Annotated in this window: 21 protein-coding genes; 15 read left to right on the forward strand and 6 right to left on the reverse strand. The window is 35.4% G+C overall.

Features of this window, described 5'->3' with window-relative positions; genetic code table 11:
- Positions 1-236 precede the first annotated feature (236 nt).
- From AYC65_RS03545 to AYC65_RS03570, 6 genes are all read left to right on the forward strand, one after another.
- A complete protein-coding gene (locus AYC65_RS03545) occupies positions 237-419 on the forward strand; it encodes a hypothetical protein (RefSeq protein ID WP_034869729.1) in 183 nt (60 codons plus the stop codon).
- Positions 420-451: 32 nt separating this feature from the next.
- Positions 452-2,083, forward strand: coding sequence for an FISUMP domain-containing protein (locus AYC65_RS03550; protein WP_052114681.1), 1,632 nt, complete (start codon positions 452-454; stop codon positions 2,081-2,083).
- A 495-nt stretch (positions 2,084-2,578) separates the two neighbouring features.
- Complete coding sequence (locus tag AYC65_RS03555) at positions 2,579-2,758, forward strand: hypothetical protein (protein ID WP_034869727.1); 180 nt, start codon at positions 2,579-2,581, stop codon at positions 2,756-2,758.
- A 10-nt stretch (positions 2,759-2,768) separates the two neighbouring features.
- Entirely contained in the window at positions 2,769-4,301 is a 1,533-nt protein-coding gene (locus AYC65_RS03560; RefSeq protein ID WP_052114680.1) for a chitin-binding domain-containing protein, read from the forward strand.
- 267 nt (positions 4,302-4,568) lie between these two features.
- The gene (locus AYC65_RS03565; RefSeq protein WP_078674653.1) at positions 4,569-5,213 is read left to right on the forward strand and encodes a cysteine hydrolase family protein; all 645 of its coding nucleotides are present in this window, start codon (positions 4,569-4,571) and stop codon (positions 5,211-5,213) included.
- Positions 5,214-5,289: 76 nt separating this feature from the next.
- Entirely contained in the window at positions 5,290-5,871 is a 582-nt protein-coding gene (locus AYC65_RS03570; RefSeq protein ID WP_034869725.1) for a Crp/Fnr family transcriptional regulator, read from the forward strand.
- 601 nt (positions 5,872-6,472) lie between these two features.
- Here AYC65_RS03570 and AYC65_RS03575 read toward each other — a convergent pair.
- Together AYC65_RS03575 and AYC65_RS03580 are read right to left on the reverse strand one after the other, a co-directional pair.
- Entirely contained in the window at positions 6,473-6,778 is a 306-nt protein-coding gene (locus tag AYC65_RS03575; RefSeq protein WP_034869724.1) for a hypothetical protein, read from the reverse strand.
- Between the two features lie 18 nt (positions 6,779-6,796).
- Positions 6,797-7,465: a carbonic anhydrase gene (locus AYC65_RS03580; protein ID WP_034869722.1), complete on the reverse strand. Its 669-nt coding sequence runs from the start codon at positions 7,463-7,465 to the stop codon at positions 6,797-6,799.
- Positions 7,466-7,753: 288 nt separating this feature from the next.
- Between AYC65_RS03580 and AYC65_RS03585 the strand changes: the two genes are divergently transcribed.
- Positions 7,754-8,719, forward strand: coding sequence for an MBL fold metallo-hydrolase (locus AYC65_RS03585; RefSeq protein WP_034869721.1), 966 nt, complete (start codon positions 7,754-7,756; stop codon positions 8,717-8,719).
- Positions 8,720-8,788: 69 nt separating this feature from the next.
- Here AYC65_RS03585 and AYC65_RS03590 read toward each other — a convergent pair whose 3' ends face one another.
- Positions 8,789-9,130: a winged helix-turn-helix transcriptional regulator gene (locus AYC65_RS03590; protein WP_234300236.1), complete on the reverse strand. Its 342-nt coding sequence runs from the start codon at positions 9,128-9,130 to the stop codon at positions 8,789-8,791.
- Between the two features lie 174 nt (positions 9,131-9,304).
- On the opposite strand from AYC65_RS03590, the gene AYC65_RS03595 reads away from it, so the two are divergent.
- From AYC65_RS03595 to AYC65_RS03615, 5 genes are all read left to right on the forward strand, one after another.
- Positions 9,305-9,634 (forward strand): ArsR/SmtB family transcription factor, encoded by a 330-nt coding sequence (locus tag AYC65_RS03595; protein WP_034869718.1) that lies wholly within the window; start codon positions 9,305-9,307, stop codon positions 9,632-9,634.
- A gap of 75 nt (positions 9,635-9,709) precedes the next feature.
- On the forward strand, positions 9,710-10,183 hold the full coding sequence (locus AYC65_RS03600; protein ID WP_034869716.1) for a DUF6428 family protein: 474 nt from the start codon (positions 9,710-9,712) through the stop codon (positions 10,181-10,183).
- Positions 10,184-10,201: 18 nt separating this feature from the next.
- Positions 10,202-10,816, forward strand: coding sequence for an arsenate-mycothiol transferase ArsC (locus AYC65_RS03605; RefSeq protein WP_034869715.1), 615 nt, complete (start codon positions 10,202-10,204; stop codon positions 10,814-10,816).
- A 3-nt stretch (positions 10,817-10,819) separates the two neighbouring features.
- A complete protein-coding gene (arsB, locus tag AYC65_RS03610; protein WP_034869714.1) occupies positions 10,820-11,854 on the forward strand; it encodes an ACR3 family arsenite efflux transporter in 1,035 nt (344 codons plus the stop codon).
- 95 nt (positions 11,855-11,949) lie between these two features.
- Positions 11,950-12,363: an OsmC family protein gene (locus tag AYC65_RS03615; RefSeq protein WP_034869713.1), complete on the forward strand. Its 414-nt coding sequence runs from the start codon at positions 11,950-11,952 to the stop codon at positions 12,361-12,363.
- A 194-nt stretch (positions 12,364-12,557) separates the two neighbouring features.
- Here AYC65_RS03615 and AYC65_RS03620 read toward each other — a convergent pair whose 3' ends face one another.
- The 3 genes from AYC65_RS03620 to AYC65_RS03630 are packed head-to-tail and all read right to left on the reverse strand — an operon-like array spanning position 12,558 to position 13,850.
- Positions 12,558-13,187, reverse strand: coding sequence for a GLPGLI family protein (locus AYC65_RS03620; RefSeq protein ID WP_059333792.1), 630 nt, complete (start codon positions 13,185-13,187; stop codon positions 12,558-12,560).
- Positions 13,188-13,233: 46 nt separating this feature from the next.
- Positions 13,234-13,563 carry a hypothetical protein gene (locus AYC65_RS03625; protein WP_034869712.1) on the reverse strand — a complete coding sequence of 110 codons (330 nt, stop codon included), beginning with the start codon at positions 13,561-13,563 and terminating at the stop codon, positions 13,234-13,236.
- 17 nt (positions 13,564-13,580) lie between these two features.
- Complete coding sequence (locus AYC65_RS03630) at positions 13,581-13,850, reverse strand: hypothetical protein (protein ID WP_034869711.1); 270 nt, start codon at positions 13,848-13,850, stop codon at positions 13,581-13,583.
- 338 nt (positions 13,851-14,188) lie between these two features.
- Between AYC65_RS03630 and AYC65_RS03635 the strand changes: the two genes are divergently transcribed.
- From AYC65_RS03635 to AYC65_RS03645, 3 genes are read left to right on the forward strand one after another with little or no spacing between them, the layout of a single operon-like run.
- Positions 14,189-14,845: a FadR/GntR family transcriptional regulator gene (locus AYC65_RS03635; RefSeq protein ID WP_034869710.1), complete on the forward strand. Its 657-nt coding sequence runs from the start codon at positions 14,189-14,191 to the stop codon at positions 14,843-14,845.
- Entirely contained in the window at positions 14,842-15,675 is an 834-nt protein-coding gene (locus tag AYC65_RS03640) for a sulfite exporter TauE/SafE family protein (RefSeq protein WP_034869709.1), read from the forward strand. Before AYC65_RS03635 ends, AYC65_RS03640 begins: the two co-directional genes overlap by 4 nt.
- Complete coding sequence (locus AYC65_RS03645) at positions 15,675-16,076, forward strand: DUF1634 domain-containing protein (RefSeq protein ID WP_034869708.1); 402 nt, start codon at positions 15,675-15,677, stop codon at positions 16,074-16,076. Before AYC65_RS03640 ends, AYC65_RS03645 begins: the two co-directional genes overlap by 1 nt.
- The last annotated feature ends 19 nt before the right edge of the window (positions 16,077-16,095 follow it).

Consider the following 16,095-nt stretch of genomic DNA (forward strand, 5'->3'; position numbering starts at 1 on the left):
ATTCACAAAAAAATTAACAACCAGATATTACTTCATTATCACTTCTCTTGTCTTGCAATCTATTGTGTTTAAGTTAGTTGTGGTTTTTAAGTGTAATTGCAGTACAAGGTTTTTGGCACAACGGAGGTAGATTTGCAAACACAATACGGAAGGAAATAAATAATGTCTTTGTGTAACACTTGTTACAAAATTTCCTGAGTATTAATTAGAATTTCGCACAATTAAAATAAAAACAGATGAATAAAAAATCGAAAAAACAAAAGAAGAAGTATGAAGCTCCGAAAATAGAAGTCGTACTTGTAAAAATGGAGCAGGGAATTGCTGCGGGGTCAGCCAGAGTAAGTCCATTGGATACTGCTAACGGAACAGTTAAAGATGAATGGGATACTGAAGACCAATCAGGTACTATTGAGTGGTAATACAAATAAACAACAAAATAATGATATAGATTATGAAAAACAGATTTTATAAAATAAAGGCTTTCCTGTTTGTGTTATTGATAACAGTAACAGCGTGCCGTAATTCAGATACGGATCATCATTTAGGAAATGAGCCGGTAGCTGTAAAAATGAATATGAAAGGTACTGAATATAACGATGCCGGAAATTTAGGATCATTAGCTTCTTCCGGAAAAAGTGCCGGCATCGGATTATCGGTGCAACGCCAGAATATCCAGCTGACCAAAGACTTAGTGCTGACAGCCGAATTAGTACCTGATACAGCTTCTGCACAGGATAAAGCCAAAACATTGCGGAATGGTATTACAGCTGTAGAGACGGGTGATTTGGCAATGGGCGTCCTTTATAAAGTTGTTGTATTTGATGCTAATGGAAACTACGTTACGGAAAGAGACTATACCCGTGGACAGGAAGATAGTGCTCAGGCGTTAATGCTTGATGGAGGCAGCAGTTATACTTTTATTGTTTATTCGGTTAATAACTCTAGTACAGCGGATCTTCCCTCTGTTACTTTCTCCAATCCGAATAATAAAACTTTGGCAACGTCCAGTGTTACCTCACCAATACTGTTTGCTAGCGATGTGATGTATTTCAGGAGAGATATGATTGTATCTGGAAGCGGAACCAATTATCTGGATATTGTATTGAAACATAAAATGAGCCAGGTAATTACCACAGTCGATGCTTCATCAACAGGCTATACTATTTCGGATATTAATGCTCGAATTGGTAATTCTAATACAGGTGCTAGTATGCAGTTATCAGACGGAAATATTACACGTAGTGGAGGTACGTCTCAGACACTTCTTTCTTTTACCGGATTGAATACGATGATTGTGAAATCGAACCCTCGGATCCTTAATACAGATACTACAACAGGAAATCTTTTCATCTATACGATTACTATAGGGTCAGTAACCCGTAGTAATTTAACATTGAATAATTTAACCATCAGACCTGGTGTTAAATATAATCTGAATGTTACAATTAATCCAACTGATATTTATTTAACCTATCAGGGGCAATCTGCAGCGCGGATTAATGGAAGGATATGGATGAGGCATACTCTGGGAGCTACAACTTCTAATGATCCCGATGTTCCCAGTCAGGCTATTGCTGGAAACTATTATCAATGGGGGATTATTACGGCGGTTGCAACAGCTTCTACAGGTGCAGGTACTATACCTGGATGGAATACAACGAATCCTTCTCCGGCTAACGCATGGAATAGCGGAACGGTAGCAGCTCCTGTAAAGACATCTGCGGATCCTTGTCCAGCAGGTTATAGGATACCAACAGACACAGAGTTCAATCAATTGATAGCAGCTACAACTCAGACTAATATTGGAACATGGACAGCTACGAATGATGTAAATAATTTTTCTGCTGCAAAAGTCTTTACAAGTAATACCAATAGCTCTGTTAAAATGACTTTTATGTCAACAGGCTATAGGAGAGGAGGAGGAGGAGGAGATACTAATGATGGATCTTTAAATCGTCGAGGTGTTGCCGGACAGTATTGGACGAGCGTAAACCAAATTAATTACTTTATGCCCAATAATACTGTAAGCCGTAGTATTAATACTAATATAGAAGGGCATCAGGTCCGTTGTATAGCGCAATAGTATAAAAATTAGAGACCCATCACCTTAATTTAAAAAATGATAAAAAAATCATAATTCGTTTGTTTGTAAAGGGTGGATGTATTCACAATTATTCACCCTTTTTATCAATAAGAAAGAGATTTCAATACTCTAAATAATGTTTTAATTATAACTAACATCCATAGAAGTCGTCCATAGTGTTTATATGTAGTTCAGGTAACTTCATTATATTTTTGTTTACTACTATTGGCGGTTATAACAGGCAGCACCGTTTGCCTGTTTTTTTGTTTTTATATCATACAGATTTTTACTTAGAAACGGATGATATTGACAGTCGGATGTCAATGCAGCTTATAAAACTGATATAATACCATAGATTACCGTCATCAGGGTTAATTAATAGCAATTTCAAAATACAAAATAATTGATAACGTGTTACATATGTTACCAATACAGAGGAATGTCAGTCATAATTTTGCAGTCGTTTAAAAAATAGGAAAACAAATAGCAAAAATTATGAAGAAAACAAAAACACAAAAGAAAGAGTATGTCCCTCCAAAAGTAGAAGTGACATTGATTGAAATGGAACAAGGGGTTGCAGCCGGATCTGCGCGGGTAACACCTGTAAGTGCTACCAGCCAGGTAGAACAAGAATGGGAAACTGGAACGGATAGAGACACAACAATTAATTTTTAAAACCAGAAAGATGAAAAAAATATTAAAATACAATTCTGCTTTTTCAAAAGGTAAAATAACGGGTATTGGAAGTTTATTTCTGGGTGTATCATTCTTTTTATTCTCATGCAGAAGCGCAGATACAGAGCGTCAGATTTCCGAAAATCAGGCCGTAGTAAAAGTAAATCTAACGGATAGTGAATTTGAAACTCTTTCTGATAACAGTAATACAAAAAGTGGAATTCAGTCTGTTGATCCGAATGTGCAAGTGAATCGTATTAAGCTTACCAATGAGCTCGATCTTATAACAGAGGTTACTCCTGTAGAAAGTAAAGAGAGGGGACAGCGTACAATAAAAGGAGGTGCAATAGATGCAATTGTAAAAGATCCTTTGCCGAATGGTACAGTATACAGGGTAGTTGTATACGATAATAACGGGGCATTTGTAGAGAGTAAAGATTATACCAGAGGGAATGAGGGTACTGTAAGTATGAATTTGAATGGTGGCAGTACCTATACTTTTGTCGTGTATTCTGTTAATACCACCAATGTGGCAGATCTGCCGGCGATAACCTATACAAATCCGGCAGTTCCGACTTTGGCAACAGCTAGGATTAGTAGTACACCCGGAAACAGGGATATAATGTATTTTAAAACAAACCTTACCGTATCGGGGAGCCAGACGAATTATCTGAATGTTATATTAAAACATAGATTCACCCAGATTACAACGGTGATAGATGCCTCTGCAAGGAATGCTAATGTAACAGCTGTTACAGGTAATTATAGCCCACATTCGGATACAGGACAATGGACGATGAATCTTGCAGATGGGGTTGTTACAAGGACAGCAACAAACTCAGCGGGATCTCCTATCGTATTTCCAACGCTTAATGCACAGGTTGTAACTTCCAGACCAACCATTATCAACAGTAATGCCACCAATGCAGGTGTTTTGGCCTTTTCAACTTTAACAATAGGCGGGGTAACAGCAACCAATGTTATACCTTATAATAATTTGCAGCTTACTCCCGGAGTCAGGTATACGGCAAACGTAAGAGTAGCCCAGGCTGTAGGGTCAATAGCTAATTTAATTTGTGCAAGTGCAGTTTTTAATACAACGTTCTATAATAATGAAGATGTTGCTGCAAATACGACGCTTACAATTCCTTATCAGGGAGGGAATGGAGGAACATATCCTGGTCAGGTTGTTCAGTCTACAGGTGTTACTGGGTTAAGAGCAACATTAGCAGCAGGAAGCTTTGTCAATGGAAATGCTAACCTTATACTTACGATTTCGGGTAAACCTCTTGGAGAGGGGCCGGCTATATTTACTATTACGATTGGAGGCAGAACATGTATAATAAGTGTAGAAATAAATCTGGCAAGGGGTGTGCTTATCAGATGTGTCGCTGCTGGTTTTTATCCATATCCTAATGTAGGTGATAAATATCTCCAGTGTGTACAAATAAGTGGTCAATGGTATTATTATGTTTATTCTTGTCCTGCCAATTCTAATTTTAATCCATCAGTTGGTAGATGTGTAGTGGGATATGTCCCATAATAAACTTGCCAAAATACTACAATGATATTTGAATTCCATAGAAAACTGTCAATATTATTTTTAAGCTAGGTAGTTGTAACTTTATTATACTCTCCAATTACTTGTTTTTTGACAGTTGGAAACCGGCAAAATTATTTGTCGGTTTTTGCATTTAGTAACTCTAAATAATAAATTTTAGAATCAGGAAAATAAACACTGTTTTTTGAACTTGTTCAAATGTCAGGACTTTTTTTGGCTATAACTTTGTACCATAAAATTCAAATAAAAATGAAAAATTTACTTAAAGGTATTATAACTATATGCCTATCATTAATCTCAATTGTAACAATTAACGCGCAAAAGAAAAAAAGTATGGAAAACACAGCATTATTAATTATTGATGTTCAGAATGATTATTTCAAAGGTGGAAGAATGACACTGGTGGGTGCTGAAGAAGCTGGAAAAAATGTACAACAGGTTCTGGCATATTTCAGAAAAAATAATCTTCCGGTTGTTCACATCAAGCATATTGCAACAAATGATGGTGCAACTTTCTTTTTACCAGATACAGAAGGTGTTGAAATTTCGCCTTTGGTAACCCCAAATGCTGATGAGAAAGTTGTAATAAAGCATTATCCAAATAGCTTTAGAGAAACCGAATTGCTGGAATACCTGCATTCAAAAGGAATAAAAAATCTTGTTATTACAGGAATGATGACCGATGTCTGTGTGGAATCAACAACAAGAGCAGCTTTCGATTATGGTTTTAGTAATACTATTGTAGGAGATGCAACAGCAACAAGAGATCGGGAATTAGATGGACAGGTTGTAAAAGCTGCTGATGTGCAAAAATCTTTTCTGGCAGGGATTTCAGCATTAGGTGGATTGTATACAGGTATTGTCAATACACAAGATTTGTTGAAAGGAAAATAGTTTTGACTTTAAATAAGCAGCTTATTTTGTAAAGGTACCGGTTTTCTCGGTACCTTTATTTACTTAAATATAAACAATGCTGGATCTACTTCACAAAAATATCAGTCAACATGTAGAGCTTAAAGAAAAGGAGTTTCAACAGTTTGCAGCGCCTTTCCGGCTTAAAAAGTTCAAAAGAAAAGATGTTCTCCTATGTGAGGGAGAGCGTTGTAATTTTGAAGGCTTTGTACTAAACGGCTGTTTCAAAATATATTTTCTGAATGAGAACGGACAAGAGCAGATTTTATATTTTGCAGTAGAGAGCTGGTGGATTACTGATCTTGACAGCCTTGTGAACGATGTACCAAGTATGCTGAATATTGAAGCACTGGAAGACAGCGAAGTGTTGCTGATTTCTAAAGAGGATAAAGAAAAGCTGTATGAGACATTGCCACATGTGGAAAAAGTTTTCAGAATTATGAATCAGAGATCATCGGTGGCCCTGCAAAGGCGGATTCTTTCCTTAATGAATAAAACAGCAGACAAGCGCTATCTGGAATTTCTGGAAAAATATCCCGGACTGGAACAGCGGATAACCCAGCAGCAGGTTGCTTCGTATCTGGGAATATCACATGAGTTTTTAAGCAAAATAAGAAAAAGAATAGCACTCGGAAATTAAAAATATACTTTGAAATTTCATTTATATTGTTATTTCGTAATAAGTTTTTTAGCTAAAATTGAGCTGATTTTTTAAAACAAAACTGAAATAAAAAGCCCGGCTATTATAACCGGGCTGTGGCTTTTTCAATTAGTTTCACATTCATATCAACAGATAAAGCCATAAATTTTTATAGGAGTCATCAGTTTTTAAAGTTACTTGATGACAAAAAATATCATTTTTTTCTTGGTTATCCATACATATTCAGTATCGGAGGGATAAAGAAACAGAGCATGGATTTTATATTAATCTTTTGACTGCGATTGACTTCTGACAAATTTAATGTTTAATTTTAATTAAGAGTAAGGAAAAGAATAATTTTTGGAAATTAAAAATATACATTGAAATTTCATTTATATTTTAGAGTATCTGTATCAATGACTCAATTGACAAGATGGTAGAGTTATACGGACGTATGCTGCAACAGCTAAGAGAAATGATTGATAAACTGGAACGGCTGATTAGAGAGAAATAATCTTGAGATAGAAAATATTTTTCAGCAGAGAGCTGAGGAGATTTGGAACCTCTGAATTTTAGGATTTGGAGGTTTTGTTTTCTGATTTTAGATCAGATTTTCCGGAGGCGGAGAAAATATGGTGAGTAAAGGTGACAGATGAAAAGCATCATCTACCAGCACAAAAGCCTGGCCCTTTGCATGGGGCTCAAAAAACTTCAGGTAGTCAAAGACCTCCAGAGTTTTTGGAAGCATCTTTTCATAAACAATAAGAGAAGCGGGACCGGAATGAGGCTCTTCCTCGTTTACTATTACATCTGTTCTGGGAATTCCCCAATCCATAACTGCAGCAATGCCGGGCAAAGCTGTAAAATTTAGAAAACACATTAATGTAATAATACTCCAAAATTTCATCTCACATCCTTTAAAAAACTAAATAGTTTTTTTTCTCATTACCCAGTCCGAGGTGGTAAGATTGTAAATCTTTTGGATATTCTTCAGTACTTTTTCGAAGTCTATTTCCAGATCAATAATTTTACCTGTCCTAAGATCGAACACCCAACCGTGTACAATAGGATATTCTTCCAAAAGATATCTTTCCTGTACGCAGGCCATTTTAGTGACGTTAATACATTGCTCCAGAACATTCAGCTCTACAAGTCTGTCATAACGTTTTTTTTCATCCTCAATGGCATTCAGTTCCGTTTGGTGTAAGCGGTACACATCACGGATATTTCTAAGCCATGGATTCAGAAGGCCAAAATCCTGAGGAGTCATTGCTGATTTTACGCCGTCGCAGTTGTAATGCCCGCATACCACGATGTGCTTTACCTTAAGATGTTCCACAGCATACTGAATAACTGCTGTAGAATTCATATCCAGAGTATTGACAACATTGGCAATGCTTCTGTGGATAAACACTTCTCCGGGCTTTACTCCCATCATTTCTTCCGCTGTAACCCTGCTGTCCGAACCACCGATATATAAAAACTCGGGGTTTTGTGTTTTGGCAAGTTCCTGAAAGAAATTAGGATCCTCTAAAAGTTTGGATGCCGCCCACTTCTTGTTGTTTTCGAAAATAACTTCGTACGATTGTGTCATAATTTATTTGTTAAAAGATTATTACGACGTAATTCGTTTGTTTTATTTTCAAACTCAGCAGAGTGATTGAATACACTCACAAAAGTATAATTTTTATGGGAACTCAATGAAACTTTAATACAGTTTATGATTTAACGTATAATAATAAAATTCCCTGTCAACCGAAAATTCAGATCACAGAATGTCTGCAAAAAACTGATAACCTTAATGTAACCACTTTGTCCAAAATAGCTTCAAAGGCATACCGGCATAGTCTAATTTTGTAACAGAATTTAAATTATGTGTCATATGAAAGATGTAATAAAAGCCCGTTTTTCGGGAGTTTTTTTTTATGTATTATTATTTGTTAGCAGCCTCATATATGGGCAAATGCCTGCTCCCTATAAAGTAAAAGTAGGAGATACAGAGGTAACAGCATTACTGGATGGTGTACTTCCTGTAGATGCAGAACAGCTTTTCTTTACCAACGAACCCGGAAAGCCAACACAGTTATTAGAAAATGTATTTATTCAGAATCCTGTAGAGGTTAGTATGAATGCTTATCTGGTAAAAACTAACGGGAAACTGATATTAATAGATACAGGTGCCGGAGAATTATTTGGAAATGCAGGCGGAAAACTGGTACAAAGCCTGAAACAAATTGCTGTAGCTCCGGAAGATATCACCGATATTCTGCTTACCCATATCCATGCAGATCATTCCGGCGGGCTGGTAATAAAAGGAAAAATAATATTTCCAAATGCCATCATCCACGTAAACAAAGCTGAAACGGATTTCTGGCTGAATGAAAAGAATGCTAAAAAAGCGGATGAAAAAGCAATGGGTGCAAATCCGCGTACCTTCTCAAATGCAAAGGAGATGTTGGATCCTTATTTGAAGGCGGGGAAAGTAAAAACCTTTGAAAGAGAAAAACAGGAAATTGCACCAAATATTTATACATTGCCTACCGGAGGACATACACCCGGACATACTGTATATGTGCTGGAAAATAAGGGTGAAAAAATGTATTTCTGGGGAGACCTGGTGCATATGGAAGGATTACAGTTTGCAGAACCTGCACTGGAAAATCATTTTGATGTTGATCACAAATCGGGAATTGATAATCGTGAAAAGTATTACAATGATGCTGCAAAAAACAATTATCTGATAGGAGCTTCCCATATTTCGTACCCGGGAATGGGGCGTGTGAAAAAAGAAGGAAACAAATATGTATGGTATCCGATACCTTTCAGCCTTACAGGAAGAACAAAGTAATATAACTGATTAAAAACACCTAAGCTGCTTAATCAGAAATTCTATATTTGGATTTCGGTTAAGCAGTTTTTATTTTGTTGAAGTATTTTCAGGATCATTGTACTTCATATTCCATAAAGAAAGCTGGTTTAAGATTTTCAGAAGCTCTATTCCTTTTTCACTCAGAAAATATTCCACCCTTGGCAAAGTTTCTTCATATTCTTCCCGCAGTACAATACCATCTTCTACCAGTTCTTTCAGTTGTTCCGTCAAAACTTTCTTCGAGATAATATCCATTAAAGTGAAAATTTGTCCGAAACGTCTTCTCTTAAGGCCTATTGTATAAATAATAATAGGTTTCCATTTTGTTCCTATTGTGGCCATAGTACGTGTCATAGGGCAGTTGTGGCAAATGAAAATCTCTTTATCCATATTTTATTCTTGTTTCGAGTGGCTATATTGAGATAAACTTTTGTACAGCCTGCCAGATTCAGATTGCATAATGAAATGCAGATACAAAAATAAGAAATACTCCGGAGTTTCCCTATGTGAGAATATTGTGTATTCAATTTTAATATCGTAATATTGCGATATTAAAATAAGAAAATGGGAACTACCAAAACAGAAATTTATACAGATAAACATAATAAACTTGCTTCTCTTTTTAAAGTTTTAGGGCATCCCGCCAGGATTGCGATATTGCAATACATTATCAATCAAAAAGCTTGTATCTGTAATGATCTTGTGGATGAGCTAGGTCTTGCGCAGGCTACTATTTCACAGCATTTAAAAGAACTAAAAAACATAGGTATTATACAGGGGTCTATAGAAGGGAAATCGGTATGTTATTGTATAGAAGAAAATGTATGGAAACAGTTGCAGGAAGAATTCAATGCTTTTTTTAACCAGGAAGTAAAAACTAATCAATGCTGTTAAAAGCATTTTTTTTACCTACTATCATCGTAATATTACGATGGTAGTGATGTTTGTAAACCATAAAAAATAAATATTATGAAGTTATCAGAAATTAAAGAAATTCTGCCTGCATTGGAAAATGTAGAATTTCAGTTAGAAAACGGAGCATTTGTTCCTGAGCATTTTCATGTGACAGAAGTAGGACAGATTATTAAAGACTTTATCGATTGTGGCGGGGCAATCCGAAATGAGAGAACAGTAAACTTTCAGCTTTGGAATGCGGATGATTACGAGCATCGCCTGAAGCCAGGCAAGCTATTGCATATTATTAAACTTTCGGAAGATAGACTGGGGATACAGGATGCTGAAATAGAAGTTGAATATCAGAGTGATACTATCGGTAAATACGATTTGGATTTTAACGGAAAGACATTTGTTCTGAAAAATAAAACTACAGCATGTCTTGCTCAGGATGCTTGCGGTATTCCTCCCGTTAAACAAAAGAAAAGCCTGTCCGATTTATCCGCGAATCAATCCTCTTGCTGTGCTCCGGATTCAGGATGTTGCTAATTTTATAATAGAATTATGATGTATTTACCATTATCAGACACTATTCAGGAAGTTCAAAAAGAGCTTAGTATTAGTGAAGAGCGCAAAAATGTACTACTGCCATTAATCAGCTTTATCCAAAAAAAAATAAATGATAAACAGCGTATAAATATTAATTTTATTTGTACACACAATTCCAGAAGAAGTCATCTTTCACAGATTTGGGCGCAGGCTGCCGCTGCATATTTTAATATTCCGGAAGTACATTGTTATTCCGGCGGAACCGAAGAAACTGCACTTTTTCCCAAGGTTACAGAAACCCTGAAAATTCAGGGATTTAATATTTTAAAAATATCAGAAGGTAATAATCCTGTATATGTTATAAAGTATAGTGCAAATACTCCGCCTATTATAGGTTTCTCTAAAAAGTATGATCATCCGTTTAATCCCGAAAATTTGTATGCCGCAGTGATGACCTGCTCGCAAGCGGATGAAGGCTGTCCTTTTATAGCGGGTGCAGAAGCCAGAATCCCGATTACCTTTGAAGATCCTAAAATTTCAGATCATACTCCTGAACAGACACAGGTATATGCAGAACGGAGCTTGCAAATAGCAGCAGAAATGTTGTATGTCTTTTCAATGATTAAGATCTGATCTATGCAGCCGAAACTAAAATTTATAGACCGTTATCTTACTTTATGGATATTCCTGGCAATGTTATCAGGAATAGGTATTGGTTATTTTATTCCGCAAACATCCGGCTTAATTAATAAGCTAAGCATTGGAACAACAAATATTCCTTTGGCAGCAGGACTGATTTTTATGATGTATCCGCCTTTGGCAAAAGTTGATTATTCATTATTGCCTAAAGCTCTTAAAAATAAAAAAGTAATTGGTGTTTCATTACTGCTTAACTGGATTATTGGACCCATATTAATGTTTATTCTTGCGGTTTTGTTTTTGAAGCATGAACCAGATTATATGATTGGACTGATTTTGATTGGTTTGGCGAGATGTATCGCTATGGTTATTGTATGGAATGATCTTGCTAAAGGAAACAGAGAATATGCTGCTCTATTGGTAGCATTAAACAGTATTTTTCAGGTTCTGATGTATGGTTTCATGGTTTGGTTATTTATTAATGTATTGCCTTCTGAATTGGGTCTGGCAAGTTTTGATATCCATGTATCTATGAAAGATGTTATGGTAAGTGTACTGATTTATTTAGGCATCCCTTTTTTTGCGGGTTTTATAAGCCGCAGTGTTTTTACCAAGATTAAGGGTAATGAGTGGTATAACAGAAAATTTATTCCGGTAATATCACCATTTACATTGTATGCTTTATTGTTTACAATAGTATTAATGTTCAGCTTGAAAGGTGATAAAATACTGGGATTGCCAATGGACGTAATTAAAATAGCTATGCCACTTATTATCTATTTTATACTGATGTTTTTTGTAAGCTTTTCAATCAATAAATTTTTTAAAATTCCATATGATAAAAATGCATCAATTGCCTTTACTGCTACAGGAAATAATTTTGAACTGGCGATAGCCGTAGCAATAGCTGTATTTGGTATTCATTCACCACAGGCATTTGTGGGAGTAATAGGGCCTTTGGTAGAGGTTCCGGTTCTAATCGTACTGGTAAGAGTAAGCCTGTGGCTGAAGAAAAAATATTACTTAGGTTAAATGCTCCAAAAAATAAGAAGTACAATTTTTAATATTGAATGTCCGGAGAATAAGACTAACTTTAGTTTATAAATATCAAATAACAGCTAAATTTTATGAGACGTCACGCAACAGCCGTATGGAACGGTACCATCAAAGAAGGGAAAGGAAATATTACAACTCAAAGTACTGTATTGGATCATACCCAATATTCATTCAGCAGCCGTTTTGAAGACGGAGTAGGAACAAATCCTGAAGAATTGCTGGCAGCAGCACATGCTGGCTGCTTTACAATGAAGTTAAGTCTTGATTTAACGCAAGCAGGCTTTACTCCGGAAGTACTGGAAACTAAATCTGTGGTTAGCCTTGAAAACGGAAAGATTACAAAATCCGAATTAACCTTAACAGCTAAAGTACCGGGAATATCTGAAGAACAGTTTCAGCAAATCGCCAAAGGAGCTGAAGAAACCTGCCCGGTAAGCGGAGCTTTCAGTTTCGAGATTACACTGAATGCTACATTAGAGAATTAAAAATCTGTTTCATCCTAAAAACAAGTTGAATTGTTATCAGCTTATTTTAGAACGGGATATGTGAATAAAATAATAAAGTCCTGAATTAGCAGGGCTTTATTATCCAATTATAATAAAAATTTAATTCTTTTCTAAAGGATTAAATCTAATTACACCTTTTGAGTTTTTCGAAATATTATTCATTTTGGCTTCAATTAGCTTTTTTCTATCTGTGAAATAAATATTGGGATTATATAGATTTCCTTAGATTTTTTTATAATTGCTAATAGCTTATAATGGAAGTTTTGTTTATTATCATATACTTCAAGAATTAATCCGGGTAAACCTGAAAATTTATATGGACCATCTTGAAATGGAACTTCTTTTGTATACCATGCTGTATATTTCCTGCCCCTGAATTCTGTTTCGGCTTTATAGGAGGTATAGGTTAATATTTTTTTAGATTCATTTTTTAAATTCCATTTCATTTGTAAAAGTGGTTCCTTATACCCAACGACTGCTTTATCAATCATTTCACTATAAACTAACTCTGACTTTTTGAAATCTTTGAATACTACATGATTTACTTTAAATAGGAGTTTGGATGGGAATTCAAAATGCTGTTGGCTTGCTATTAAAGAATCTATTTGAAACTTTTTATTATCTTGAAAAACAGATTTATTCTTCCCAATATATAAACTGACTATCTCATTTTGCGATTTACCAGATGTAGAGTCCGGTTTAAAATCCAGTCCATAAATAATTTGAACATCAGATTTAAAAAGTATATTTTGAGAAAAACATAAACTATAAACCAGAATCAGGAAAAAAAATGTTTTTTTCATAAGTTTATATTAAAAAATGGCTGTTTCAAACAGCCATTATGATTATTTATTTAGTGGTTGCAATAATAATATTTTTAATGTTATTATAGGAATACCCTAACCGGGCTATTTCTGTACTATCAGTAATGACATTAAATCCTTTAATTTTATTTTTGTTTATTTCTGAATGAAAATCAGAAAGATCCCTCTTCTTATTGTTTATTAATACCAGAGTGTTTTTATTTTGTTGTTCATAAATACGTTGCCCGTTAGAGATGCTATTATAAAAATCTTTAGATGGAGAATAGTAATCAACAACAGGCTGATTCTTTATTTTTGTAGTACAACTATAAAACGAAATAAATAGTATAGCTAAAAATGAAGATTTTGTACTCATTATTTCTTTTAATCAAGTTATACTAAATAGCTCCCTTCACCAGTACATGGTGGGGTAATAACTGTTGCCTGTGTTGCAATGCTTGCAACTTTAAAAACTGTCACCCCAGTATTGGTATCTGTTATATAAGTTCCGTAAACAAAGCATGTTCCCTTATCTGCTGTATCATAAGCGGCAAAACCAGATTCTGATATTATTTCAAAACATTTGATTTTTGTTGTAGAGGCAGCAGTTGCACTCATTAAAGTTGCCACTCCGATAGCTGCAATTAATAATAATTTTTTCATTTTCAAATTGTTTTTAGGTTATTTTGTTAAATGTAAGTATATTATTCTAAATAATTGTTTAAAATAATAATTTTTTTCATTTTTTTTGATTTGTGTTTCAATAAAATTACTTGTGAAATACTTATTGTCTGAAATTAAATTCTATGTATGATATGCTTTCCTGGATATTAGATATAAAATCAGGTATCTTTTATGGCTGTTATTATAATATGTAATTAGAATGAATGATCTAATTAGGTAATGTCTATAAAAATGAATATTTATTATTTAAATAATCAATTTAAATTCATCTGATGTTTTAATTTATACATCATATCTTTGTGGTGTAATTTTTAATCATGGAAAAAAAAGAACGCTTGTCAGATCTCACTACAGCTCGTATACAGGGAGATATTCTGAAAGGGAAATATCCTGTAGGGAATAAGCTTCCTACGGAAAAGGAGTTGATGGAAATCTACCAGGTAGGGCGCTCTACGATCAGAGAAGCTGTAAAACAGCTATCGATATCTAAAATCTTAATCGTAAAGCAAGGCTCGGGAACTTATGTAAATAAAAGTCAGATGCTAAGTCCTTCGGATATCCTGAAGAAAGCAAAGTTTGATGAGATAAATGATGTGAGACGTTTGGTAGAAGGAGAACTTATTCAACGTGCATGTCAAACAGCAACTAAAAAACAACTGGAGGCTATTGACCAAAGCCTGCAGGAAAAAAAGAAAGCAATCCTGGCAGAGAATAAAGACAGCTGTATTCAGGCTGATATAGCTTTTCACCTGAATATAGCAAAAGCAGCTAATCATCAGGTATTGCTGCTGCTGTATCAGGGATTCACGGAAATGATAACCGATTTCTTCCACGAAAGAGAGCCAAAAGGCATCAGTTTTTTTGCCATGAGTTACCATTTGCACGAGCAGTTATACCTGGCTGTCAGGGATAAAAAAGAAAAACAGGCAGCTAAAATTCTTGATAATATATTAAATAACAACTTTTCATTATGACCATTCTTGTTTTTACCCTTATACTTCTTGTCGGGGCTTATATGGCGGGTTTACTGGGTTCTTTAACGGGCCTTGGTGGCGGTGTAATTATTATTCCTCTGCTTACACTAGTTTTTCATGTAGATATACGTTATGCTATCGGTGCGGCATTGCTGGCTTCAATAGCGACTTCTTCGGGAGCAGCGTCGGCTTATGTAAAAGAAGGAATTACGAATATCCGGTTGGGGATGTTTCTGGAGATTGCTACAACAATAGGAGCTGTAGTAGGAGCTTTTATAGCGATCTATATGCCGACTAATGCTATTGCGGTAATCTTTGGTGTAGTTCTTATTTTTTCTGCGGCCATGACGGTGAGAAAGAAGCATGAAGCAAAACTTACAAAAGGAAGTAAGCTGTCGGAAAAGTTAAAACTAAACAGTACTTATCCTGTTAACGGAGAGAAAGTAAGTTATCAGTTAACCAATGTAGCCGGAGGTTTTTCGCTAATGACGATTGCGGGTGTACTGTCTGGCCTTTTAGGTATCGGATCGGGATCTTTAAAAGTTCTGGCAATGGACAGCACGATGAAAATTCCGTTTAAAGTGAGTACAACAACGAGTAATTTTATGATTGGTGTTACTGCAGCAGCATCAGCTGTTGTCTATCTTCAGCGTGGATATATGGATCCGGGGATTGCCTTTCCTGTTGTTTTAGGTGTATTGGCAGGAGCCTTGACAGGGGCGAAAATATTACCGAAAATAAATCCGAAAATATTAAGGATTATTTTTGCTGTAGCCATAACAGCAGTTGCTATAGAGATGATTATAAACGGTATAAACCATAAATTCTGATGAAAAAGTATTTTTCTGAACACTACTGGGCAGACCAGGATATACAATTACTGGTTGGCAAGATCCTGAGAATGGGAGTTACAATAGCTTCTATTACAGTTTTAACGGGGGGGATTATGTATCTTATCAATCATGGTGGTGAGGCATTACCGGATTACAGACATTTTGTCGGGGAAAGCGGATCTAATACAACGTTAAGCGGTATTGTATCAGGGGCATTCCATTTACAAGCAGCTCAGCTTATCCAATTAGGTGTTGTTTTTCTGGTGGCTACACCTGTATTTCGTGTCTTTTTCTCATTAATAGGTTTTACCATGGAAAAAGACAAGCTCTATATTATCATTACCCTTATTGTGCTGGGCGTTATATTCTTCAGTATTTTCAGCGGAGTAAAGGGCTAAAAATAAAAGCTGTTTAACA

This window comes from Elizabethkingia bruuniana, from assembly GCF_002024805.1.
Classification (GTDB): domain Bacteria; phylum Bacteroidota; class Bacteroidia; order Flavobacteriales; family Weeksellaceae; genus Elizabethkingia; species Elizabethkingia bruuniana.